A 19,378-nucleotide genomic window follows, 5' to 3' on the forward strand; every position below is an offset into this window, starting at 1 on the left:
TCCCCTCGACATCACCCGTGCCTCGTACGACACCGTCACCGCCGGAGACCCTAGCGTTCGAGTTCCTGCTGCACACGGCGCGAGGGGCGGAACGTGTACAGGTCGAGGATCTCCGGCGGGTCCACCAGCCCCGGACCGCCCGCCCCGACCCAGGCGACGATGTCCGTCACGGCGTGCGGGTCGTTGACCAGACCGAGCCAGACCGGGCGGCCGCCCGCACGGCGGCCCTCGGCCGAGGGCTGCACGACGATCACATTGGCCTGTTCGCAGGCGTCCAGGCACTCCACGGCGCGGACCGTGGCAAGCTCGCCGAGCGAGCGCCGCAGCTCGGCGAGCTGGCCGGCGTGGTCCACGTCCGGGATCTTGGGCGTGCCGCAGCAGCAGCCGCGGCAGACGCTGACGGTGGGCCGCGGCGCCCCCTGGGCGGGGACGGCCCGTCGGGTGCGGCGGCTCATGCGGGGAAGCTTCCGGTGCGGGCGCGGATGATCACCAGGGGACTGTACCCATTCCGGACACCGGATCGAGCACCTGCTCTCCCCCGTGAGCGGGTCGGGTACAGTTGATGGCTGCGAAGGGGAGTAGCCCCGCAAACCGGTCGTCGACACACTGGAACCCCCGGGTTCCCGGTGGCCGGGCCCGTGGATGACCGCGGGCGGGCGAGACCTTCGGTCAGGTATGACACGCCCGCATCCCGTGGGCGCTGACGTCATGCCGGGCCGAGTGGTCCTCCGGAAGCCCGAGTGGCGCTTCGCGAAGGCCCGGGGCCCGGCTCCTACAGAAAGCCACCCGGAATGCACCTCGACCCCCTGGCGATTCTCACCGCCTTCGGGCTGATCTTCCTCGCGGAACTCCCCGACAAGACGATGTTCGCATCGCTCGCCATGGGCACCCGCATGCGACCGCTGTACGTCTGGTTCGGCACATCGTCCGCGTTCATCGTGCACGTCGCCATCGCGGTGGGGGCCGGCAGTCTGATCGGGCTGCTGCCCGACTGGATCGTCAAGCTCGTCTCCGCCTCCCTCTTCGCGTTCGGGGCCTTCATGCTGCTGCGCTCCGGCGGCGGCGATGACGACGACGACGACGGCGCCGCGAAGACGGTGACCGGTTTCTGGCCGGTCTACTCGACCGCGTTCATGGCCGTCTTCATCAGCGAATGGGGCGACCTCACCCAGATCACCACGGCCAACCTGGCCGCCAGCAACGGCACCTGGTCCACGGCGATCGGGTCCGCGGCCGCCCTGATGTCCGTCTCGGCGCTGGCGCTGCTCGCCGGGCGCTTCATCGCCAAGCGCGTGCCGCTGAAGACGGTCCAGCGGATCGGCGGGCTCTGCATGCTGGGGCTGGCGATCTGGACCCTGGTGGAGATCTTCACCGGCTGACGGCACGCCCGTACGGCACTTCGGGACGTGAGGGCGGGCCCGGACCTCGAATGGTCCGGGCCCGTTCTCGCGTCCGCGGGCGCGGGGCGACGGCGTCAGAAGAGCGCCGGGGTGTCGTTCTCCGTGCCCTTCTCGAAGGCCAGCAGCCGCTGCTTGCGGTCGAGTCCGCCGCCGTAGCCGGTGAGGCTGCCCGAGGCGCCGATGACCCGGTGGCAGGGGACGATGATGCCCACCGGGTTCTTGCCGTTGGCGAGTCCCACGGCACGTGAGGCGCCCGGTTTGCCGAGGTTCTCGGCCAGTTCGCCGTACGAGCGGGTCTCGCCGTACGGAATCAGCTGGAGCTGCGCCCAGACGCTGCGCTGGAACGGGGTGCCGTCCAGGTGCAGCGGCAGATCGAAGGTGCGCAGTTCCCCGGCGAAGTAGGCGTCGAGCTGGCGGGCGGCCTCGGTGAAGGGCCGCGGGTCGCTCTCGCCGAAGGTCTCCTCGGGCGGGCGGTGCCGCTGGCCGGTCATGTAGAGGCCCGCGAGGACCCCGTCGGTGGCGACGAGGGTGAGCGGACCGTACGGGCTGTCGACGACCGTGTGCTGCCTGGTCGTCGTACGCGGATGTGTCGCTGTCATGGCTGGACTTCCCGGGCTTCCTCAGGTGGGCAGGTGGTTGATGGGGTGGTCGTCGACGGTCCACAGGTACTGGACCGCGTACGCCCGCCAGGGGCGCCAGGCGGCCGCGCGGGCGGTGAGCGCCGCCGGTGTCGCGGGGAGGCCGAGCTCCTCGGCCGCGCGCCGGATGCCGAGGTCGGTGGGGAGGAAGGCGTCCGGGTCGCCGAGCGCCCGCATCGCGATCACCTCGACGGTCCAGGGGCCGAAGCCGGGGAGGGCGGTCAGTTCGGCCCGCGCCTGCTCCCAGTCGGTGTCGGTGCCCAGCCGCAGCGAGCCGTCGGCGAGCGCGCCGACGAGGGTGGTGAGGGTGGTGCGGCGGCTGCGCGGCAGGGCGAGTCGTTCGGGGTCCAGTCCGGCCAGCTCCTCGGGGTCCGGGAAGAGGTGGGTGAGGCCGCCCTCCGGATCGTCGACGGGCAGGCCGTGCGCGGTGACCAGTCGGGCCGCGTGGGTGCGGGCGGCGGCCGTCGAGACCTGCTGGCCGAGCACCGCCCGTACGGCGAACTCGGCGCCGTCGACGGTACGCGGCACCCGCCGGCCCGGCTCCTTGCGGACCAGGGGCGCGAGGAGCGGATCGGCGGACAGCTGCTCGTCGACGGCCACCGGGTCGGCGTCCAGGTCGAGCAGCCAGCGGCAGCGGCTGATGGCGAGGGTGAGATCGCGTGGATCGGTGAGGGAGAGGCGGCAGGCGATGTGGTCGGGGTGCGGGGTGAGCGCGACGATGCCGTGTCCGTGCCGCAGGGAGAGCGTGCGGCGGTAGGCGCCGTCGCGCCACTCCTCGACGCCGGGGACGGCGGTCGCGGCGAGGTGGCCGAAGAGGTTGCTGGGGTTGAGCGGGGCCCGGTACGGCAGCCGCAGCGCTATCACTCCCGGAGTGACCGGCGGTTTCGCGGACCGGGTGGCTCGGCTGCGCAGCTCGCCCGGGGCGAGCGCGAAGACCGTGCGGACGCTGTCGTTGAAGGTACGGATCGAGGAGAACCCGGCGGCGAACGCGACTTCCGCCATCGGGAGTCCGGTCGTCTCGATGAGCAATCGCGCGGTCTGGGCACGCTGCGCGCGGGCCAGTGCGAGCGGGCCGGCGCCGAGCTCGGCGAGCAGCTGGCGCTCGATCTGCCGGGCGGAGTAGCCGAGCCGGGCGGCGAGCCCGGGGACGCCCTCGCGGTCGACGACACCGTCCCGGATGAGCCGCATCGCGCGGGCGACGGAGTCGGCCCGGGCGTTCCACTCCGGGGAGCCGGGGCTGGTGTCGGGCCGGCACCGTTTGCAGGCCCGGAATCCGGCCTGCTGACAGGCCGCAGCGCTGGGGTAGAAGGTCATGTTCTCGACCTTGGGCGGTACGGCCGGGCAGCTGGGGCGGCAGTAGATCCGGGTGGTCAGGACCGCCGTGAAGAACCAGCCGTCGAAGCGGGCGTCCTTGGACTGGACGGCCCGTACACAGCGCTCGGTGTCGGTGTACATGGCTCAAGCATCCGCCACCCGGGGCGTGAGGGCTGGCAAGAATCCGACATCGACGTCGCGCTGCCAGGACTTCTTCGGGCCCCGTGTACGGAACACCCCGGTGGGCCGGTGCGGCCACCGGCCCACCGGGCCACCCCGGCGCCGGCTGTCACCAGGAGGACTTGGTGACCCCCGGCAGGAATCCGGCATGGGCCTGCTCGCGTGCGCGGACGCGGGACAGACCGAACTTCCGCAGATGGCCGCGGGGCCGCCCGTCCACGCTGTCCCGGTTGCGCACCCGGGTCGCGCTCGCGTCGCGCGGCTGGCGCCGGAGCTCGTCCGCGGCGGCCCGGCGTTCGGCGTCCGTGGCGGAGGGCCGGCGGATGACCTCCTTCAACTCGGCGCGACGGGCGGCGTACCGCTCGACGGTCGCCCGGCGCTTCTCGTTCTGCGCGATCTTGCTCTTCTTGGCCATCAGATCTTCACTCCCCTTGCACGGATGCGGGCGACGGCCGCCTCGATCCCGATGCTGTCGACGGTCCTGATCGCCCTGGCGCTGAGCGTCAGCCGGACATGCCGGCCCTCGCTCGCCAGCCAGTACCTCTTGCGCTGGATGTTGGGGTCGAAGCGGCGCGAGGTGCGCCGGTGCGAGTGGGAGATGTTGTTGCCGAAACCCGGCCGGGCGCCGGTCAGTTGGCAGTGGGCGGACATGGAGCTTCCTGCTTTCTGCGGAGAACCACTTGTTGGAAATGGAAATCATTGCCATATAGTAGCGGTCATGGCTCGCAACGAACTACGCCCGGTCGTCAGGCTCCGCTCCACCGCCAAAACCGGCTACACCTACGTCACCCGCAAGAACCGCCGGAACGACCCCGAGCGGATGGTGCTGCGCAAGTACGACCCGGTCGCCCGCAAGCACGTCGACTTCCGCGAAGAGCGCTGACCCTGCCCCACTTCCTCCGACCGAGAAGGACACCTTCATGAAGCCAGGAATCCATGCCGCGTACGGTCCCGTCGCCTCCCGGGGCGGGGTGAACTGATGCGGGACGAGGGCCGGTTGCCCGTCGTGATCGTCGGCGGGCTGCACTCCGACGCCCGCAAGGAGGTCGTGGACCGGCTGCTGCGCACCGTCCCCGGCAGCGTCGCGCTCCACCACGATCTGACCACCGCCGCCGAGGGCACCGTGCGGCGCCTCGTACGGGACGCGTCGGGTGAACTGTCGCGCGGAAAGGCCCCGCTCGTCGACGACTGCGCCTGCTGCGCGCTGCGCGAGGACCTGGTCCCGGAGCTGGCGCGACTGGCCGCCGGCGGGACGGTCCGGCTCGCGGTCGTCGAGCTGTGGGACTCCGTGGAACCCAGGACGATGGCCGAGGTCGTCGTCGCGCACGGCCGCGACGTACTCGAACTCACCAACGTGATGACGGCCGTCGACCCCGCTCTCGTACAGCCCTGCCTCGGGAACGGCGACGATCTGGCCGAGGCGGGTCTCGCGGCGGCCGCCACGGACCGGCGGACCGTCGGCGACACCTGGGCGCGACAGCTGGAGTACGCGCCCGTGCTCGCTGTCGTCGAAGGCGGGGCGGCCGACGACGAGGACCGCGCGCTGCTCACCCAACTCCACCCGACGGCCCGCCAGATCCCGGTCGGCTCGGCCGAACTGGGCCGGCTCGCCTTCGCCGGCTTCGACGTGGAAGCGGCGGCGGCCGCCCAGCACCCCGCGTGCGCGCTGCTGCCGCAGGAGGCGGACGACGCGGGGGTCGCCACGCTCGTCTGGCAGCGCCGCCGCCCCTTCCACCCGGAGCGGCTCTTCCAGGCGCTGGAGGACCTGTGCTGTGCGGCCGCCCGCAGCCGGGGCCGCTTCTGGCTCGCCGACCGCCCCGACACCCTGCTGGCCTGGGACGCCGCAGGTGGTGCGCTCTGCGTGGAGAGCGCGGGACCGTGGCTGGCCTCGCTGCCGGACGCGGCCTGGGACCTGGTGCCTCCCGTCCGGAGGGCGGCGGCCGCCCTGGACTGGCACCCCGAGCACGGCGACCGAGGCCAGCACCTCGTCTTCACCTCCCCCGGCCTCGACCGGGACGGGCTGACCGGGCTCCTCGAATCCTGTCTGCTCACCGACGCCGAGTACGCCGCGGGACCCGAGTCGTGGAGACGGCTCCCGGCCCCCTTCGGCTCATTCCTCGACCAGATCGCCTGAACCCGGGTCAGCCGGAGTGCGGCCAGGCCGGAGCCGCGACGGTCAGAGCCTGCGCTCCCGTGCTCAGGGTGGATTCGACGAGCGGGGCGAAGTGCGGGGAGTGGTTGCTCGGCAAGGTGTCGATGCGGTCCTTCGCGAGGGCGGCGAGGACGGTTTCGGGTTGTCCTGGTGACGAACTCGATCTTCGGGGGCCCTCTCCGTCCGTTGTGCTCCGCAGCCTCCAGGCAGGGGACACGTACACACTCCCCCCGGCTCCGCCCCGCGGGTCAGCCGAGCTGTGCGGCGAACGCCTCGTAGGCCCGGTCGTCGAAGAGGACGAACCTGACCTCCTCTACGGCCGTGCGGGCCGCCCGCACCGTCTCGACGGCGATGCGCGCGGCGTCGTCCAGCGGCCAGCCGTACGCACCGGCCGAGATGGCGGGGAAGGCGACGGTCTTCGCACCGATTTCGTCGGCGACGCGCAGCGACTCGCGGTAGCAGGACGCCAGGAGGGACGGATCGCTGCCGGAACTCCCGTACACCGGGCCGACGGTGTGGACCACCCATCGCGCGTCCAGCTGCCCGGCCGTCGTGGCGACCGCCTGGCCGGTGCGCAGGCCCTTTCCGTAGTGCGAGGCGCGCAGCTTCCGGCACTCGGCGAGGATTTCCGGGCCGCCGCGCCGGTGGATCGCGCCGTCGACGCCTCCCCCGCCGAGCAGGGAGGAGTTCGCCGCGTTGACGATGACATCGGCGGACTGCCGGGTGATGTCGCCCCGGACCAGGGTGACGGTGACGCCCTCGGGTGTACGCATGGCGGACATCATGCCCCGTGCCGTCTCAGGCCGCCCGCAGACGCCGCCAGACCGCCTTCGCCGCGTGGTGGCCCGACATGCCGTGCACCCCGGGGCCGGGTGGAGTGGCCGAGGAGCACAGGAACACCGCGGGGTGCGCCGTCGCGTACGGCACGCGGGCGAGCTTGGGCCGGATCACCGTCTGCAGGCCGGAGAACGCGCCGCACGCGATGTCACCGCCGACGTAGTTGGCGTTGCGCTTCGCGAGCTCGGGCGGTCCGGCCACCGCGCGGGCGAGCACCAGGTCGCGGAATCCGGGGGCGAAGCGCTCCAGTTGCCGTTCGATGACATCGGTGGCGTCGCCCTGCCATCCCGACGGGACATGTCCGTACGCCCAGAAGACATGGCGGCCCTCTGGCGCGCGGGACGGGTCGACCAGGCTGGGCTGTGCGGTGATCAGGAACGGCACGCTCGGGTCGCGGCCCGTCACCGCGGCCGTCAGCGCGGCGTCGATCTCGCCGGCCGTGGGGCCGATGTGGACCGTGCCGGCCCGGCGGGCGTCCCTGGCGGTCCAGGGGACGGGGCCCGACAGGGCGTAGTCGATCTTGAAGCAGGACGCGCCGTACCGGTAGCCGCGGTAGGCGTGGCCCAGGCCGGCGATGCGGGCGAGGGCGGTGGGCGAGGTGTCGAAGACGTAGGCGCGGGCGGGCGGGAGCTCGTCGAGCCGCTTGACCTCCGTGCCGGTGCGGATCGTGCCGCCCTGTTCGCGTATGTACGAGGCGAGGGCGTCGGAGATGGCCTGCGATCCGCCGCGCGGCACGGGCCACCCCTTCTCGTGCGCCGCCAGGGCGAACAGCAGGGCGATCCCGCCGGTCGCCGGACTGCCGGTGGGCGCGATGGCGTGGGCGGCGAGCCCGGCGAACAGGCCGCGCGCCTTCGCACCGCCGAAGCGGCGGGAGAGCAGCGAGGCGGGCTGGAGCGCGTCGAGACCGAAGCGCACCCAGCGGTAGGGGTCGCGGGGCAGCCCGTCCCACGGGGTGCGCAGGAAGTCCTGGGCGAGGGTGTCCCAGTGGCCGAGGTAGGGGGCGAGGAGCCTGCGGTACGCCCCCGCGTCCCGGGCGCCCAGCGACATGGCGCTCTCCCCCACCGAGCCGGTGAGCACGGCGGCCGTGCCGTCCGGGAACGGGTGGGCGAGCGCCAGCTCGGGCTGGAGCCACTCCAGGCCGTGCCGGGCGAGCGGCATCGCGTTGAACGCGGGCGAGCCGATGCCCAGCGGGTGGACGGCGGAACAGGGGTCGTGGCGGAATCCGGGAAGGGTGAGCTCCTCGGTGCGGGCGCCGCCTCCGACGGTCTCCTCCGCTTCGAAGACCTCCACGGCGAAGCCGCGGCGGGCCAGTTCGGCTGCGGCGGTCAGCCCGTTGGGACCCGCCCCCACGACGACTGCATCGAGCATCGACGGCACCTTCGGACTCCTTCGTCAGCCGGCGGCCAGGACACCCAGGATATTCCGCGGCACCGACAGCACGGTCGCGGGTAGGGTCACCGGGCGATGAACACACCGAACTCCCGGAACACGCCCGTGACGGCCCACGAAGCCGCCGTCCCCTCCCACATCGCTGGCATGGCGTCCCGGCTCACCGCCCTGCCCGGCATCCGGGCCGTCGCATTGGGCGGCAGCCGGGCCCGTGGCACCCACCGCCCGGACTCCGACTGGGATCTGGGCGTGTACTACCGCGGCACCGTCGACGTGGCCGCGCTGACCGCGCTGGCGTCCGAGGTGCAGGGTTCCCCCGCCGAGGTCGCCGGTCCCGGCGGGTGGGGGCCCTGGGTCGATGGCGGGGCCTGGCTGAGGGTGGACGGTGTCCCGGTGGACTGGATCCTGCGCGATCTGGACCGGGTGGAGGCGGTCTGGGCGGACTGCCGTGAGGGGCGCTTCGAAGTGGGCGTACAGCCCGGCCATCCGCTCGGGTTCTGGTCCCCCGCCTACCCCGGCGAGGTGGCGCTGGGGCGCGTGCTCTCCGACCCCCACGGGGAGTTGACGGCACTTCGGAACGAGACCCGGACCTATCCGGAACCGCTGCGCACCGCGCTGGTCGAGGCCGCGTGGGAGGCGGAGTTCTCGGTGGCGGCCGCCCGCAAGTCGGCTCCTGGCGGTGACACGCTCCATGTCTCGCTGTGCCTGTCACGGGCGTTCGGCATCCTCGCCCAGTCCCTCCACGCCCACCACCGCACCTGGTGTCTGAACGAGAAGGGCGCGTCGGCCGCGTCGGCCGCTCTGCCGGACACCCCGACGCACTACACCGAACGGATCGGCGAGGCGCTGCGGGGGCTGGACGTGGAGTCGGTGGAGCTGGCCGCGGAGGTCGTGCGGGACGTACGGACGGCCTGCGGCGGGTGAGGCGAGCCGACGGGAGGCGCGGTGAGGCCCGGGGCGCCGCTCAGTCCCGCCCGATGGCCGTGACACAACGGGCGAGCAGAGCCCGCAGGGCGTCCCGCTCCTCCGGGGCGAACTCCTCGGCGAGCCGGCGCTCGATCCGTACCGCCTGCTCGTCTGCGAGCCGGAGCGCTCCGCGGCCCGCATCGGTGAGCCGGGTCTCCAGCATCTTCCGGTGCCAGCGGTGCGCCGTGCGGACGACCAGGCCGCACTCTTCGAGGTGTTTCAGCACCGCCGCCATCGCCTGCGGTGTGACCAGGCAGGCCCGTGCCGGCGCGGCACCCGGTATGCCCGGGTCGTCGGCGAGGGCGGACAGCGCCGCGTACTGGGCGACGGTGACCCCCGCCGCGTCCCTCAGCGCGGCACTCCTGGCCGCGCTGAGGGCCTGTTCCGCGCGCGCTTGATGTCCGCGCCCAGGCGTTCGTCGGCGGGCAGCGGGGTCACGGTCAACGCCCTGCACCCAGCGCATCTGATGGACACCCGCGGCGTGCGGGAGTACGGGCTCACGCCGGCCGTTCCGGTCGAGTAGGGCGTCCGCCCGACCGTCCGGCTGATCACCGATCCGGCCCTGTCCGATGTCACCGGCAGGTATTTCGACCGCTTCACGGACACGGCCGCCCATGAGCAGGCGTACGACCCGCGGGCCCGCGCCCGGCTGCGGGCGCTGACCCGCGAGCTGCTCGCCCGATCAGGGTCCGGTCCGGTCAGGCCCCGCGCCGGAGCGCGTCCAGGACGCGTTCGACGGTCGCCTCGTCGCGGGCCGCCGTGAACGGCAGGGTGTTGCCGCCGGTGATGCGGAACGGCGCGCCGGAGAGGGTGGCCTGGGCGCCGCCCGCCTCGGTGACCAGCAGCAGGCCCGCCGCGTGGTCCCAGGCGTACTCCCAGCTGAAGGCGACCGCGTCCTGGGCGCCGCGGGCGACGTCGAGGTATTCGAGGCCCGCCGAACCGCAGGGGCGGGCCTCGATCCCCTCGGTGCGCAGGCCGAGCAGGGCGCGCTTCTGGGCGTCGGTGGTGTAGTCGGGGTGCGACATCGCCACGCGCAGAACGGCCCCGGGTGCGGGCGAGCCGGAGCATATCGGCTTGCCGTCGAGGGTGGCGCCGCGGCCGCGCACCGCGACCGCCATCTCGTCCAGGGCGGCGGCGTACGTCCATGAGGCGAGGAGTTCACCGCGGTGGGCGAGGGCGACCAGGGTGCAGAAGCCCGGTTCGCCGCGGACGAACTGGCGGGTGCCGTCGACCGGGTCGACGATCCATACGGGCGCGTCGCCGCCCAGGGCGTCGTACACCGCCGGGTCGGCGTGGACCGCCTCCTCGCCGACGACGACCGAGCCGGGCAGGAGCGCGGTCAGGGACGCGGTGAGGTGTTCTTCGGCGAGGCGGTCGGCGGTGGTGACGAGGTCGTGCGGGCCGCTCTTCTCGACGATCTCGTGCGCGGCGAGTTGCTGGAAGCGCGGCATGATCTCGGCGGCGGCCGCTGCGCGTACCGCCGCCTCGACCTCGGTCAGGTCCCCGGTGAGGAATTCATCGATCATGCCTCCAGCCAACCACGTCGCACCGGGGACCCGACGACCTGGTCATGTCGGGGAAGTGGCCGCTCAGCGTCCTACGGCGTACCCCTGCCGGTCGCCGCCGGGTGTACCGAACGCCATGGCGGGGACGCCGTCACGCAGGGCGAGGGACGGGGTGAGGGTGGTGCGGGGCGGCGGCCGGGGGTGAGGGAGTTCGGCAGGCCCTCGTCCGGCCAGGCCATCCGGAGCCGGCTTCCGAGCGGGAATCCGGGCGAAGATCTCCGGGGCGAAGGGGCCCGCACGCACGAGGAATCACGGGGACGATCAGAACCACTCGTCGTGCGCGGGCGGTTCGCAGAGTTCGAAGACCACCTCGCCCGCATCCGGATCGCCGCCCGCGACCGGGCGCACCCGGGCACCGACGGACACCCGGTGCGGAGCCGCGCCCACGACGCGGCAGCGGAACACGAAGCCTTCCGGGAACCGGACGAGGGACTCGTTGCGTGCGGCCTCCGTGTAGCGGTGGACGACGCCGGACCTCACCACGACCCCCGGACCGGCGCTGTGTTCGGGCTTCAGGTCACTCGACGCGCACACCGGGCACAGCAGCCTCCGGAAAGAGGCGGTGCCGCACCAGCGGCACCGGTGGTAGTTCAGGCCGGCTTCCTCATGCGCCGTCTGCACGGTGCCACTCGATGACTGGGACACGTTCGACCCCCTGTGCTCGGCTCGGATACGCCGCGCCTGCGCGTCGGCGCGTCCGCACCATAGGGCACTGAGTGTCGAATCGTAAAGACACTCAGTGCCAGATCGAGCCGTACCGAGGGGTCAGTCCTGCCCGATGACCGACTCGATCTGCTGCACCACCCGCCACATCGGAGCCCCCTTCGCGGCGACCATCACCACCACGTCGCCGTCGGCCGAGGACGTGGCCGCACTCCCGGCCGCCCCGCTCCCCCACACCCGGCGCACCATCCCGAGCGCGTGGTCGACGGCGGCCTCCGCGTCCCCCTCGCCGCCCGAACGCAGCCATGTCCGCAGCCCGTTGTTGTGCGCGGCGACCACGGACGCGGCGATCACCTCGGCGCGCAGCGCCCCGTCGTCCGATTCGCCGTACCTGCCACGCAGATAGCCGGCCAGCGTCTGCTCGTACCGCCGCACCACGGACAGTTCGTAGGTGCGCAGTCCGGGTACCTCGCGGGTGAGCCGGTACCGCTGGACGGAGAACACCGGATTGGCGGAGTACATGCGCAGCACCAGCCGGGCCGCGTCGCTCACCGCCTCCACCGGCTCCAGGTCGACGGCCTCCGCCAGGAACGCGGTCATGTCGGCGAGGCACCGCTCGTGGTCCGGGAAGACCGCGTCCTCCTTGGAGGGGAAGTACCGGAAGAACGACCGGCGCCCGACCCCGGCCCGCGCCACGATGTCGTCCACCGTGGTCTGCTCGAAGCCCCGCTCCAGGAAGAGCTGGAAGGCCGCCTCGGCGAGCACCTCCCGCATGGGGGCCTTCTTCGCCGGTCTGCGCGCGTCAGTCATGCCGGGAACGTAGCACCGGAAGGCCCATTCTGGCACCAAGTTCCTTTACAGAGGGTACTGAGTGCCATATCGTCATCCCTACGAACCGCACCCAGGTAGGAGAGCCGGCGTGAGCTTGAGGATCGTTGTCTGTGTGAAGTACGTGCCCGACGCCACCGGCGACCGGCATTTCGCCGATGACCTGACGGTGGACCGGGACGATGTGGACGGTCTGCTGTCGGAGCTGGACGAGTACGCGGTGGAGCAGGCGCTGCAGATCGCGGACGAGGCGGACGATGCGGAGATCACCGTGTTGACGGTGGGTCCGGAGGATGCCAAGGACGCGTTGCGCAAGGCGTTGTCGATGGGTGCGGACAAGGCGGTTCATGTCGAGGACGACGGTCTGCACGGCAGTGATGTGATGGGTACGTCGCTGGTGCTGGCGAAGGCGGTGGAGAAGGCGGGTTACGACCTGGTGATCTCCGGTATGGCGTCGACGGACGGGACGATGGGTGTGCTGCCGGCGGTGCTGGCGGAGCGGCTGGGTGTGCCGCAGGTGACGCTGTTGTCCGAGGTGTCGGTCGAGGGCGGTGTGGTGCGGGGTCGTCGTGACGGGGACTCGGCGTCGGAGCGGCTGGAGGCGTCGTTGCCGGCGGTGGTGTCGGTGACGGATCAGTCGGGTGAGGCGCGGTATCCGTCGTTCAAGGGGATCATGGCGGCGAAGAAGAAGCCGGTTGTGTCGTGGGACCTGGAGGATCTGGGGATCGGGGCGGACGAGGTCGGTCTGGCGGGTGCCTGGACGGTGGTGGATTCCGTGGCGCAGCGTCCGGCGCGGACGGCGGGCACGATCGTGAAGGACGAGGGTGAGGGCGGGCGTGGGCTGGCCGAGTTCCTCGCGGGCCAGAAGTTCATCTGATCCGGCCCCTTGTTCTGTTTCGTTTCTTTGCTACTCGCAGGAGATTGAAGTCCCATGGCTGAAGTTCTCGTCTTTGTCGATCACGTGGACGGTGCGGTCCGCAAGCCCACGCTGGAGTTGCTGACGCTGGCGCGTCGGGTCGGTGAGCCGGTCGCGCTCGCGGTGGGTGCGGGTGCTGCCGGTACGGCGGGGGTGCTGGCGGAGCACGGTGCGGTGCGGGTTCTGACCGTGGACGCGCCGGAGTTCGCGGAGTATCTCGTGGTGCCGAAGGTGGATGCGTTGCAGGCCGCGTACGAGGCGGTGTCGCCGGTGGCGGTGCTGGTGCCGTCGTCGGCGGAGGGCAAGGAGGTCGCGGCGCGGCTGGCGGTGCGTATCGGTTCGGGCGTCATCACCGATGCGGTGGATCTGGAGGCGGGTGAGGGGGGCCTGGTCGCGACGCAGTCCGCGTTCGCGGCGTCGTTCACCACCCGGTCGCGGGTGTCGAGGGGGACGCCGGTGATCACGGTGAAGCCGAACTCGGCGCCGGTGGAGGCGGCTGTGGCCGCGGGTGCGGTCGAGGCGCTGGAGGTGTCGTTCTCGGCGCAGGCCACGGGTACGAGGGTGACCGCGCGGACCCCGCGTGAGTCGACGGGGCGTCCGGAGCTGACCGAGGCGGCGATCGTCGTGTCGGGTGGCCGGGGTGTCAACGGTGCGGAGAACTTCCACCTCATCGAGACGCTCGCCGACGCGCTGGGCGCGGCGGTCGGTGCGTCGCGTGCCGCGGTGGACGCGGGGTGGTACCCGCACTCCAGCCAGGTCGGGCAGACCGGCAAGTCCGTCTCGCCGCAGCTGTACATCGCCTCGGGGATCTCGGGCGCGATCCAGCACCGGGCCGGCATGCAGACGTCCAAGACGATCGTCGCGATCAACAAGGACGCCGAGGCCCCGATCTTCGACCTCGTCGACTACGGCGTCGTCGGCGACCTCTTCCAGGTCGTTCCCCAGCTCACCGAAGAGGTCAACGCCCGCAAGGGCTGACCCGGCCGGGGCAGCCGCAACCCATTCCCACGGTCCGGGGCCGTGTGGTGCACACGCACCACACGGCCCCGCACCCTTTCCGACCACCGTTCCGTACGGTAAAAGCACGGCAAAACACGCACGTCAAGCAGCTACCCGGGCCTCCTGAGCGATCCTTTTCGGACTTTCCCGTCCGCCGCGCCCTGGCGGCTCCGGATGCCTCGTCACCGGCCCTATGCTCTACACGTCTGTAGAGAACGGGAGCCGCCGTCGGCGTTCCCGGACTCCCCGCACCCCTCGTACGCACATAAGGGAGTGAACGCCGCGATGGTGTTCAAACGACTGCTCGGCTCGCTCGGCGTGGGCGGGCCCACCGTCGACACCGTCCTCACCACCGGGGCCGCCGCTCCGGGCGGCCCCCTGTCCGGCCAGGTCCATCTCAAGGGCGGCAGCGCCGACTTCGACATCGACCACATCGCGCTGGAACTCGTCGCGCGGGTGGAGGACGAACGCGGGGAGGAGGAAGAGCGCTTCGTGGCCTTCGAGCGCTTCACCGTCGGCGGCGGCTTCCGGCTGGCCGAGGGCGAGCGACTCGGCGTTCCGTTCACGGTCGCGCTGCCGTGGGAGACGCCGCTCACCGAGTTGTACGGGCAGAGCCTGGGCATCGTGCTCGGTGTACGCACGGAGGTGTCGGTCGCCGGGGCCAAGGACAAGGGCGATCTCGACCGGCTCGCGGTGGGTCCGCTGCCGGTGCAGGAGGCGATCCTCGAAGCGTTCGGACAGCTCGGCTTCGGCTTCGAGTCAGCGGATCTGGAGTACGGCCGCATCGGCGGCACCGGCCAGCGACTCCCCTTCTACCAGGAGATCGAGCTGACCCCGTCGCCGCAGTACGCGCACGCGGTCGACGAGATCGAGGTGACCTTCCTGGCCACCGCGGGCGGCATGGAGGTGGTCCTGGAGGCCGACAGGCGAGGCGGGCTCCTCTCCGGCGGACACGACGCGCTCACTCGGTTCACGGTCGCGCACGACAGCATCCACCACCAGGACTGGCAGGCCCTGGTCGACGGCTGGCTCCGGCAGTTGGTCGAGCACCGGTCGGCGTACGCGGAAGGCTCCGCGTACGGCCACGGCGACCCGTACGCCGGACACCATGCCCACCACGAGGACCACCATCACGACGGCGGTCACCGCACCGGTCCGGGCCCGGGCACGGCCGTCGCGGTGGGCGCGGCAGGTCTCGCGGTCGGCGTCGTCGGAGGCATGGTCGCCGCCGAAGTCGTCGACGAGGTGGGGGACTTCTTCGAGGACGACAACGACGACGAGGACGGGGACGGCTGATGTTCGGAATCAGCGAGATCGCGATCATCCTGATCGTGGTGATCGTCCTCCTGGGCGCCAAGAGACTCCCCGAACTGGCCCGCTCCGCGGGCAAGTCGGCCCGCATCCTCAAGGCCGAGGCGAAGGCGATGAAGGAGCCGAAGGGCGCCGAGGGGGAAGCGGGAGCGCCATGTGTCATCCGCGGCGAGACCGTGGCCCGGCACGAGACCGGGGACCCGGGACGGGATACGGGGCAGCAGTAGCAGGACCGCAACTGAGCTACCCGGAACGGCACTTGGCCCGTCACCCGGACCGGACGCGGCGGCGTACGATGCCTCTCGGCCCGGTCCGGTGGCCGTGGTTCACGGACGGTTCCGGGTGAACTCCCACAGCCGCAGTGGAAGGACTCCGCACCAAGGACGCCAAGCTGACTGCCTCATTGGCTATCGGCTATCCGGATACTGGCGTGGCATCGACACCGTGAAGGACGTCCTGGAAGCATCCAAGGAAATCCAGGATTCCGGAAAGCAACTCCCGCGCGAATTTCATTCCACCGACCCCCACATCTGAACTTTCCCTACCCTTCTGAGCGGCTCTGCGCTCTTGCCCGGGTTGGCCCTCCCGTTCGTAGGGTGAGGGCACCCAGCGCAGCAGGCTCCGGCGTAGTCGCGTGAAGTCCGTTGCGTGATCATGTGAGTCCGAGGAGGGCGAGCGGTCGGCTGGCGTCGCGGGCATTGTGCCGGGGGCCGGCGGCGATGATAGCTGGTGTGCTCGCGCCGGGTGTGCATGGCGTCGCTGGTCACGACCACACCCGCCAGATCGGCGAGGGTCTCCAGCAGTGGCTGGAAGCAGGTGATCTCGTTGGTCTTCTCGCCCACGTCGAGCTGGCGATCGGCATTGTTCTTTGGATCCTGGGTTCCGTCGGGCATGCGGTGGGCGGCCGACGGCATTACTGGTAGGGATGCTTGTTCCGGCTTCCCGTGCACGCGCGCCCATGCGATGTCCAGCGGCGGGCTGTGATCTCGGTGTGCTCGGGTGCCACGTACTCGATGTACATATTGGTGACGGCTCGAAGTACTGTCGCAGCAGGCCGTTGGTGTTCTTGATCGAGCCGCGCGCTGCCAGTGGCTCGCCAGGTTGCAGAAGTAGGCCGGAATATCCCTGGCCTTGGTGAAGGATTGGTGGGCCGCCGTCTCCACGCCCTGGTCCCGGATCAGGGAACGCCACAGGTGCGGCGGAAGGGATTGGACGGTCGCGGCGAGAGCGTTGCGGGTGGCCAGGGCGCTGGGGCCGCGCGGCAGATGTACGGGCACCAGATAGCAGGTGGAGCGCTCGACCGCCAGGTGGCGACGAGAGTGGTGGTCCAGGCTGCAACGGCGCGCGGCGCAGTTACACGGAGCGTCTCCGCCCTTGCCCAGCGTGGACTCGCGCACGCCGCGTCCACGGCCATGGAAAGGATGGGCTCGTGCGCCGTCGTCCGCTCCACCGCCAAAACGTCGATCACCACAGCAGCCGCCCACTCCGGCTGGTGCGCCCTATAGCTCCTTCAAGGTGCGAGGCGCTCGATACCGATCAGACTTGAATGCATGGCAGAGGAACGTCGGCCGCGCGGCGGGAAGACCTCGACGCCAGCCACGCGGCGAAGGCGACGGCTCCCGAAGCGCGGCGGAGCGATTCGGAAGCGCGCACCGCGAACACGTCGAGCTGCATCTTGCGGGCCCCACTGCAGTGTTGCAACTTCGTCACCGCTGCAGGCACTCACGTTCAGGCCTCCGGGGTCTGACATGGGGCTCCTCACGCTCCCCAACGCACCGGTCCGCGGTGTGATCTGGGTGGCGGAGAAACTCAACGATGCTGCCGAGCGCGGGCTGCACGCCCCAGGAGCGCTCCGTGGCCGACTGGCTGTACTGAACCGGCAACTTGAAGACGGAGACACCGGCCCGGAGGAGTTCGAACCGGGAAGAGAGAAAGCTGCTCGACCGGCTGCATGCTACACAGGCCGGCCCCGCACCGAACGATCGAAGGTGACGCACTCATGGATGACACGGCCAAGGTGACCCTCGCGGCCGCAGTAGTAGGCGGCTATGTGCTGGGCCGGACGAAGAAGGGCCGGCTGGCGCTGACCATTGCGACGTATCTGGCAGGGAGACGGTTCGGCCTTGAACCCCGACAGCTTGCCGCCGAAGGAATGCGCAGACTAGGAGAGATTCCCCAGTTCGCCGAGCTGCAGGAGCAGCTGAAAGGGGAAGTCTTCGACGCGGGCCGTAAGGCAGTGGCTGCCGCCGCCGACCGGGGCATGAGTTCGCTGGCCGATGCCCTCAGCGACCGTACGGCCCGGCTCGGTGAGAAGCAGGACGAGGGGGACGAGGAGGAGTACGAGCCGGAAGAGGAAGAGCCGGAGGCCGAGTACGAGGAGGAGGAAGAGGAAGAGGAGGAACAGCCGGAAGCCGAATACGAGGAGGAGGAAGAGGAAGAGCCAGAAGAGACACAGCCAACGCGACGCCGCAGTTCCCGCCAATCAGCCCAGCCAAGAGGGGGCGCGGCACGCAAGAAGGCCGCTCCTGCCCAGGGAGAAAAGTCTCGGACAGCCAAGAAGTCCGCGGCCCGGAAAACGGCTCCGGCGAAAAAGGCGACTGCGAAGAAAACAGCTCCGGCCAAGAAGTCCGCCGCCCGGAAAACGGCTCCGCCGAAGAAGAAGACTGCGAAGAAAACAGCTCCGGCCAAGAAGTCCGCCGCCCGGAAGACGACGTCGTCGAAGCGAGCAGCGTCCAAGCGCGCCGATCGCCGGAGGTAGCTAATCATGACCAGGACGGAAACAAACCAGCCCACGGCCGAGAAGTCGGGTGCGGACCGGCTTCGCGAAGAGGCGTCCAACTTCCTCAGTGCACAGGTGGAGAGGCTCACCGAGAAGGCGGGCGACAAACTGACCGATGTCACTGGGCAGCTCACGGATGTGGCCGAGAGTGGATCGCTTCCCGCTATCGGCACCCGTATTCTCCAGGGCGACTCCCCACTGAAGGCATTCGTCGGGGAGAAAGCCAAGGGCGTCAAGGAAAAAGTCGTGGGCAAGGTCAAGGAAGCGTTCGGCGGCGGAAAGGGAAAACGCAAGTCGAGCGGCGGCAAGGTCATGAACATCATCGAAGTTCTCGATGTGGGAGTGCCCCTACGTGTCGCGTACGACCACTGGACGCAGTACGACCAGTTCAGCAGCTTCGCGAAGGGCGTTCGCGACGTCTCGAAGAGCGATGAGATGTCCAGTGACTGGAAGGTCAAAGTCGGCCCTTCCTCGCGCAGCTTCAAAGCGACTGTTCAGGAACAGATTCCCGACGACCGCATCGTTTGGACGTCCGAGGGAGCCAAGGGAACTACCCGTGGTGCGGTCAGCTTCCATGAGCTGGCACCCAGCCTGACTCGAATCGTCCTGGTCGTGGAGTACTACCCGTCCGGGTTCTTCGAGAAGACGGGCAACCTGTGGCGCGCCCAAGGGCGCCGAATGCGACTCGACTTCAAGCACTTCCAGCGATACGTCTCCCTCGCCCAGGAAGAGCCCGAAGGCTGGCGCGGCGAAATCCGGGACGGTGAAGTTGTCGTGTCCCACGAAGACGCCATGGAAGAAGAAGCCGCCGAGCAGGAGGACGCACAAGGCGAGGAGCCCGAGGACGAGGACTACGAGGACGAGCCCGAGAAGCCCGAGGAGTACGAGGAGTACGGCCCCGGAGGCGAAGGCTACGAGGACGAGGACGAGGAAGAGGACGAGGAAGAGGAAGAGGAAGAAGGTGAATACGAGGAAGAAGAGGAAGAAGGAGAGGATGAGCAGTCTGTCCGGTGATCGTGATCCACCGCAGGATTTTGCGTGGTTTGGGCGCCGGCCGGCGCGGCGGGGCGGGGCGGGACCGCGGACTGCCAGAGCAGATGGACGTACCGGCTGACGACCACAACCCGACCCCGATCACCACGAGAAAAATCCCGATTGTCCACAGTAATGGAGATCCCGGTCACGAACCCGACGACGTCATCCGCGCCCAGGGCCTCAGTGAAGGCGATTCCCTCCCTGGGGGACAGCGTGCCCACCGCTCACAGCGTTTCCTATGCGGCAGCGATGGCGTTGGCGGCAGAGGCAGCGGGGGGTTACAGCACGCGGTCAGGAGGCTGTGCCCGGGACTGAAGCAATGTGCGAGCTCCGAGATGCGGTCGGCCCAGGCCGTATATCATGGAACGGCGTCTTGTGAAGGTGACGCGGGCATCATGTCGTCTCC

At 70.5% G+C, this 19,378-nt stretch carries 22 protein-coding genes and 4 pseudogenes; 13 read left to right on the top strand and 13 right to left on the bottom strand.

The annotated features are described in order from the left end of the window. Nucleotides 1-50: 50 nt before the first annotated feature. Nucleotides 51-455, bottom strand: a complete 405-nt coding sequence (locus tag BT364_RS12145) for a (2Fe-2S) ferredoxin domain-containing protein (RefSeq protein WP_072485164.1) — start codon at nt 453-455, stop codon at nt 51-53. Between the two features lie 336 nt (nt 456-791). Here BT364_RS12145 and BT364_RS12150 point away from each other — a divergent pair, with 336 nt between their 5' ends. Continuing rightward, entirely contained in the window at nt 792-1,379 is a 588-nt protein-coding gene (locus BT364_RS12150) for a TMEM165/GDT1 family protein (RefSeq protein ID WP_072485165.1), read from the top strand. 95 nt (nt 1,380-1,474) lie between these two features. Here BT364_RS12150 and BT364_RS12155 read toward each other — a convergent pair whose 3' ends face one another. From BT364_RS12155 to rpmB, 4 genes are all read right to left on the bottom strand, one after another. After that, a complete protein-coding gene (locus BT364_RS12155; protein ID WP_072485166.1) occupies nt 1,475-1,999 on the bottom strand; it encodes a methylated-DNA--[protein]-cysteine S-methyltransferase in 525 nt (174 codons plus the stop codon). Nucleotides 2,000-2,020: 21 nt separating this feature from the next. Next, nucleotides 2,021-3,493, bottom strand: a complete 1,473-nt coding sequence (locus tag BT364_RS12160) for an AlkA N-terminal domain-containing protein (protein WP_072485167.1) — start codon at nt 3,491-3,493, stop codon at nt 2,021-2,023. Nucleotides 3,494-3,641: 148 nt separating this feature from the next. After that, nucleotides 3,642-3,947: a 30S ribosomal protein S14 gene (gene rpsN / locus BT364_RS12165; RefSeq protein WP_072485168.1), complete on the bottom strand. Its 306-nt coding sequence runs from the start codon at nt 3,945-3,947 to the stop codon at nt 3,642-3,644. Next, nucleotides 3,947-4,183 carry a 50S ribosomal protein L28 gene (rpmB, locus tag BT364_RS12170; RefSeq protein WP_072485169.1) on the bottom strand — a complete coding sequence of 79 codons (237 nt, stop codon included), beginning with the start codon at nt 4,181-4,183 and terminating at the stop codon, nt 3,947-3,949. Before rpmB ends, rpsN begins: the two co-directional genes overlap by 1 nt. 67 nt (nt 4,184-4,250) lie before the next feature. On the opposite strand from rpmB, the gene rpmG reads away from it, so the two are divergent. Both rpmG and BT364_RS12180 read left to right on the top strand, forming a co-directional pair. Beyond that, nucleotides 4,251-4,415, top strand: coding sequence for a 50S ribosomal protein L33 (rpmG, locus tag BT364_RS12175; protein WP_072485170.1), 165 nt, complete (start codon nt 4,251-4,253; stop codon nt 4,413-4,415). 96 nt (nt 4,416-4,511) lie between these two features. Next, nucleotides 4,512-5,666 (top strand): CobW family GTP-binding protein, encoded by a 1,155-nt coding sequence (locus BT364_RS12180; protein ID WP_072485171.1) that lies wholly within the window; start codon nt 4,512-4,514, stop codon nt 5,664-5,666. A 266-nt stretch (nt 5,667-5,932) separates the two neighbouring features. On the opposite strand, the gene BT364_RS12190 is transcribed toward BT364_RS12180, so the two are convergent. Beyond that, complete coding sequence (locus BT364_RS12190) at nt 5,933-6,457, bottom strand: O-acetyl-ADP-ribose deacetylase (RefSeq protein WP_072485258.1); 525 nt, start codon at nt 6,455-6,457, stop codon at nt 5,933-5,935. A 25-nt stretch (nt 6,458-6,482) separates the two neighbouring features. Then, entirely contained in the window at nt 6,483-7,898 is a 1,416-nt protein-coding gene (locus BT364_RS12195; RefSeq protein ID WP_072485173.1) for a phytoene desaturase family protein, read from the bottom strand. 159 nt (nt 7,899-8,057) lie between these two features. Here BT364_RS12195 and BT364_RS12200 point away from each other — a divergent pair, with 159 nt between their 5' ends. Further along, complete coding sequence (locus BT364_RS12200; protein WP_072485174.1) at nt 8,058-8,834, top strand: nucleotidyltransferase domain-containing protein; 777 nt, start codon at nt 8,058-8,060, stop codon at nt 8,832-8,834. A 40-nt stretch (nt 8,835-8,874) separates the two neighbouring features. Here BT364_RS12200 and BT364_RS12205 read toward each other — a convergent pair whose 3' ends face one another. Further along, entirely contained in the window at nt 8,875-9,339 is a 465-nt protein-coding gene (locus BT364_RS12205) for a MarR family winged helix-turn-helix transcriptional regulator (protein WP_256259716.1), read from the bottom strand. Between BT364_RS12205 and BT364_RS42770 the strand changes: the two are divergent. Further along, a pseudogene (locus BT364_RS42770) lies at nt 9,298-9,552 on the top strand (3-oxoacyl-ACP reductase); the annotation flags it as partial. The gene BT364_RS12205 and the pseudogene BT364_RS42770 sit on opposite strands and share 42 nt — an antisense overlap. A 22-nt stretch (nt 9,553-9,574) precedes the next feature. Here BT364_RS42770 and BT364_RS12215 read toward each other — a convergent pair. The 4 genes and pseudogenes from BT364_RS12215 to BT364_RS12230 form a co-directional block, all read right to left on the bottom strand. Next, entirely contained in the window at nt 9,575-10,402 is an 828-nt protein-coding gene (locus BT364_RS12215) for an inositol monophosphatase family protein (protein ID WP_072485175.1), read from the bottom strand. 84 nt (nt 10,403-10,486) lie between these two features. Beyond that, a pseudogene (locus tag BT364_RS12220) lies at nt 10,487-10,647 on the bottom strand (gamma-glutamyltransferase); the annotation flags it as partial. A gap of 55 nt (nt 10,648-10,702) precedes the next feature. Further along, nucleotides 10,703-11,062 carry a Zn-ribbon domain-containing OB-fold protein gene (locus BT364_RS12225; RefSeq protein ID WP_256259717.1) on the bottom strand — a complete coding sequence of 120 codons (360 nt, stop codon included), beginning with the start codon at nt 11,060-11,062 and terminating at the stop codon, nt 10,703-10,705. 144 nt (nt 11,063-11,206) lie between these two features. After that, nucleotides 11,207-11,878: a TetR family transcriptional regulator gene (locus tag BT364_RS12230; protein ID WP_079179416.1), complete on the bottom strand. Its 672-nt coding sequence runs from the start codon at nt 11,876-11,878 to the stop codon at nt 11,207-11,209. A gap of 145 nt (nt 11,879-12,023) precedes the next feature. Here BT364_RS12230 and BT364_RS12235 point away from each other — a divergent pair, with 145 nt between their 5' ends. From BT364_RS12235 to BT364_RS41460, 5 genes are all read left to right on the top strand, one after another. After that, complete coding sequence (locus tag BT364_RS12235) at nt 12,024-12,809, top strand: electron transfer flavoprotein subunit beta/FixA family protein (protein WP_072485178.1); 786 nt, start codon at nt 12,024-12,026, stop codon at nt 12,807-12,809. A gap of 54 nt (nt 12,810-12,863) precedes the next feature. Further along, nucleotides 12,864-13,826, top strand: a complete 963-nt coding sequence (locus tag BT364_RS12240; protein WP_072485179.1) for an electron transfer flavoprotein subunit alpha/FixB family protein — start codon at nt 12,864-12,866, stop codon at nt 13,824-13,826. Nucleotides 13,827-14,132: 306 nt separating this feature from the next. After that, on the top strand, nt 14,133-15,143 hold the full coding sequence (locus tag BT364_RS12245) for a sporulation protein (protein ID WP_072485259.1): 1,011 nt from the start codon (nt 14,133-14,135) through the stop codon (nt 15,141-15,143). Next, nucleotides 15,143-15,385 (top strand): twin-arginine translocase TatA/TatE family subunit, encoded by a 243-nt coding sequence (locus BT364_RS12250; protein WP_072485180.1) that lies wholly within the window; start codon nt 15,143-15,145, stop codon nt 15,383-15,385. Before BT364_RS12245 ends, BT364_RS12250 begins: the two co-directional genes overlap by 1 nt. Before the next feature lie 504 nt (nt 15,386-15,889). After that, entirely contained in the window at nt 15,890-16,081 is a 192-nt protein-coding gene (locus BT364_RS41460; RefSeq protein ID WP_072485181.1) for a DUF6131 family protein, read from the top strand. A 112-nt stretch (nt 16,082-16,193) separates the two neighbouring features. Here the strand turns inward: BT364_RS41460 and BT364_RS44565 are convergent. Further along, nucleotides 16,194-16,459, bottom strand: a pseudogene (locus BT364_RS44565) (transposase); the annotation flags it as partial. 447 nt (nt 16,460-16,906) lie between these two features. On the opposite strand from BT364_RS44565, the pseudogene BT364_RS12260 reads away from it, so the two are divergent. The 3 genes and pseudogenes from BT364_RS12260 to BT364_RS12270 all read left to right on the top strand — a co-directional run bounded on the left by BT364_RS12260 (nt 16,907) and on the right by BT364_RS12270 (nt 18,951). Then, nucleotides 16,907-17,150, top strand: a pseudogene (locus tag BT364_RS12260) (gas vesicle protein GvpG). A gap of 7 nt (nt 17,151-17,157) precedes the next feature. After that, on the top strand, nt 17,158-17,916 hold the full coding sequence (locus tag BT364_RS12265; protein WP_072485182.1) for a histone protein: 759 nt from the start codon (nt 17,158-17,160) through the stop codon (nt 17,914-17,916). A gap of 6 nt (nt 17,917-17,922) precedes the next feature. Beyond that, nucleotides 17,923-18,951 carry an SRPBCC family protein gene (locus BT364_RS12270; protein WP_072485183.1) on the top strand — a complete coding sequence of 343 codons (1,029 nt, stop codon included), beginning with the start codon at nt 17,923-17,925 and terminating at the stop codon, nt 18,949-18,951. Nucleotides 18,952-19,378 lie beyond the last annotated feature (427 nt).

This window comes from Streptomyces atratus (assembly GCF_900119365.1).
Taxonomy (GTDB): Bacteria; Actinomycetota; Actinomycetes; order Streptomycetales; family Streptomycetaceae; genus Streptomyces; species Streptomyces atratus_B.

Coding starts and splice junctions, on each gene's coding strand:
- BT364_RS12190 (WP_072485258.1), bottom strand. CDS start 6,457: ATGCGTACACCCGAGGGCGTCACCGTCACCCTGGTCCGGGGCGACATC.
- rpmB (WP_072485169.1), bottom strand. CDS start 4,183: ATGTCCGCCCACTGCCAACTGACCGGCGCCCGGCCGGGTTTCGGCAAC.
- BT364_RS12270 (WP_072485183.1), top strand. CDS start 17,923: ATGACCAGGACGGAAACAAACCAGCCCACGGCCGAGAAGTCGGGTGCG.
- BT364_RS12250 (WP_072485180.1), top strand. CDS start 15,143: ATGTTCGGAATCAGCGAGATCGCGATCATCCTGATCGTGGTGATCGTC.
- BT364_RS12205 (WP_256259716.1), bottom strand. CDS start 9,339: ATGCGCTGGGTGCAGGGCGTTGACCGTGACCCCGCTGCCCGCCGACGA.
- BT364_RS12265 (WP_072485182.1), top strand. CDS start 17,158: ATGGATGACACGGCCAAGGTGACCCTCGCGGCCGCAGTAGTAGGCGGC.
- BT364_RS12160 (WP_072485167.1), bottom strand. CDS start 3,493: ATGTACACCGACACCGAGCGCTGTGTACGGGCCGTCCAGTCCAAGGAC.
- rpmG (WP_072485170.1), top strand. CDS start 4,251: ATGGCTCGCAACGAACTACGCCCGGTCGTCAGGCTCCGCTCCACCGCC.
- BT364_RS12200 (WP_072485174.1), top strand. CDS start 8,058: ATGGCGTCCCGGCTCACCGCCCTGCCCGGCATCCGGGCCGTCGCATTG.
- BT364_RS12230 (WP_079179416.1), bottom strand. CDS start 11,878: ATGCGGGAGGTGCTCGCCGAGGCGGCCTTCCAGCTCTTCCTGGAGCGG.
- rpsN (WP_072485168.1), bottom strand. CDS start 3,947: ATGGCCAAGAAGAGCAAGATCGCGCAGAACGAGAAGCGCCGGGCGACC.
- BT364_RS12240 (WP_072485179.1), top strand. CDS start 12,864: ATGGCTGAAGTTCTCGTCTTTGTCGATCACGTGGACGGTGCGGTCCGC.
- BT364_RS12180 (WP_072485171.1), top strand. CDS start 4,512: ATGCGGGACGAGGGCCGGTTGCCCGTCGTGATCGTCGGCGGGCTGCAC.
- BT364_RS12245 (WP_072485259.1), top strand. CDS start 14,133: ATGGTGTTCAAACGACTGCTCGGCTCGCTCGGCGTGGGCGGGCCCACC.
- BT364_RS12145 (WP_072485164.1), bottom strand. CDS start 455: ATGAGCCGCCGCACCCGACGGGCCGTCCCCGCCCAGGGGGCGCCGCGG.
- BT364_RS12150 (WP_072485165.1), top strand. CDS start 792: ATGCACCTCGACCCCCTGGCGATTCTCACCGCCTTCGGGCTGATCTTC.
- BT364_RS12155 (WP_072485166.1), bottom strand. CDS start 1,999: ATGACAGCGACACATCCGCGTACGACGACCAGGCAGCACACGGTCGTC.
- BT364_RS12215 (WP_072485175.1), bottom strand. CDS start 10,402: ATGATCGATGAATTCCTCACCGGGGACCTGACCGAGGTCGAGGCGGCG.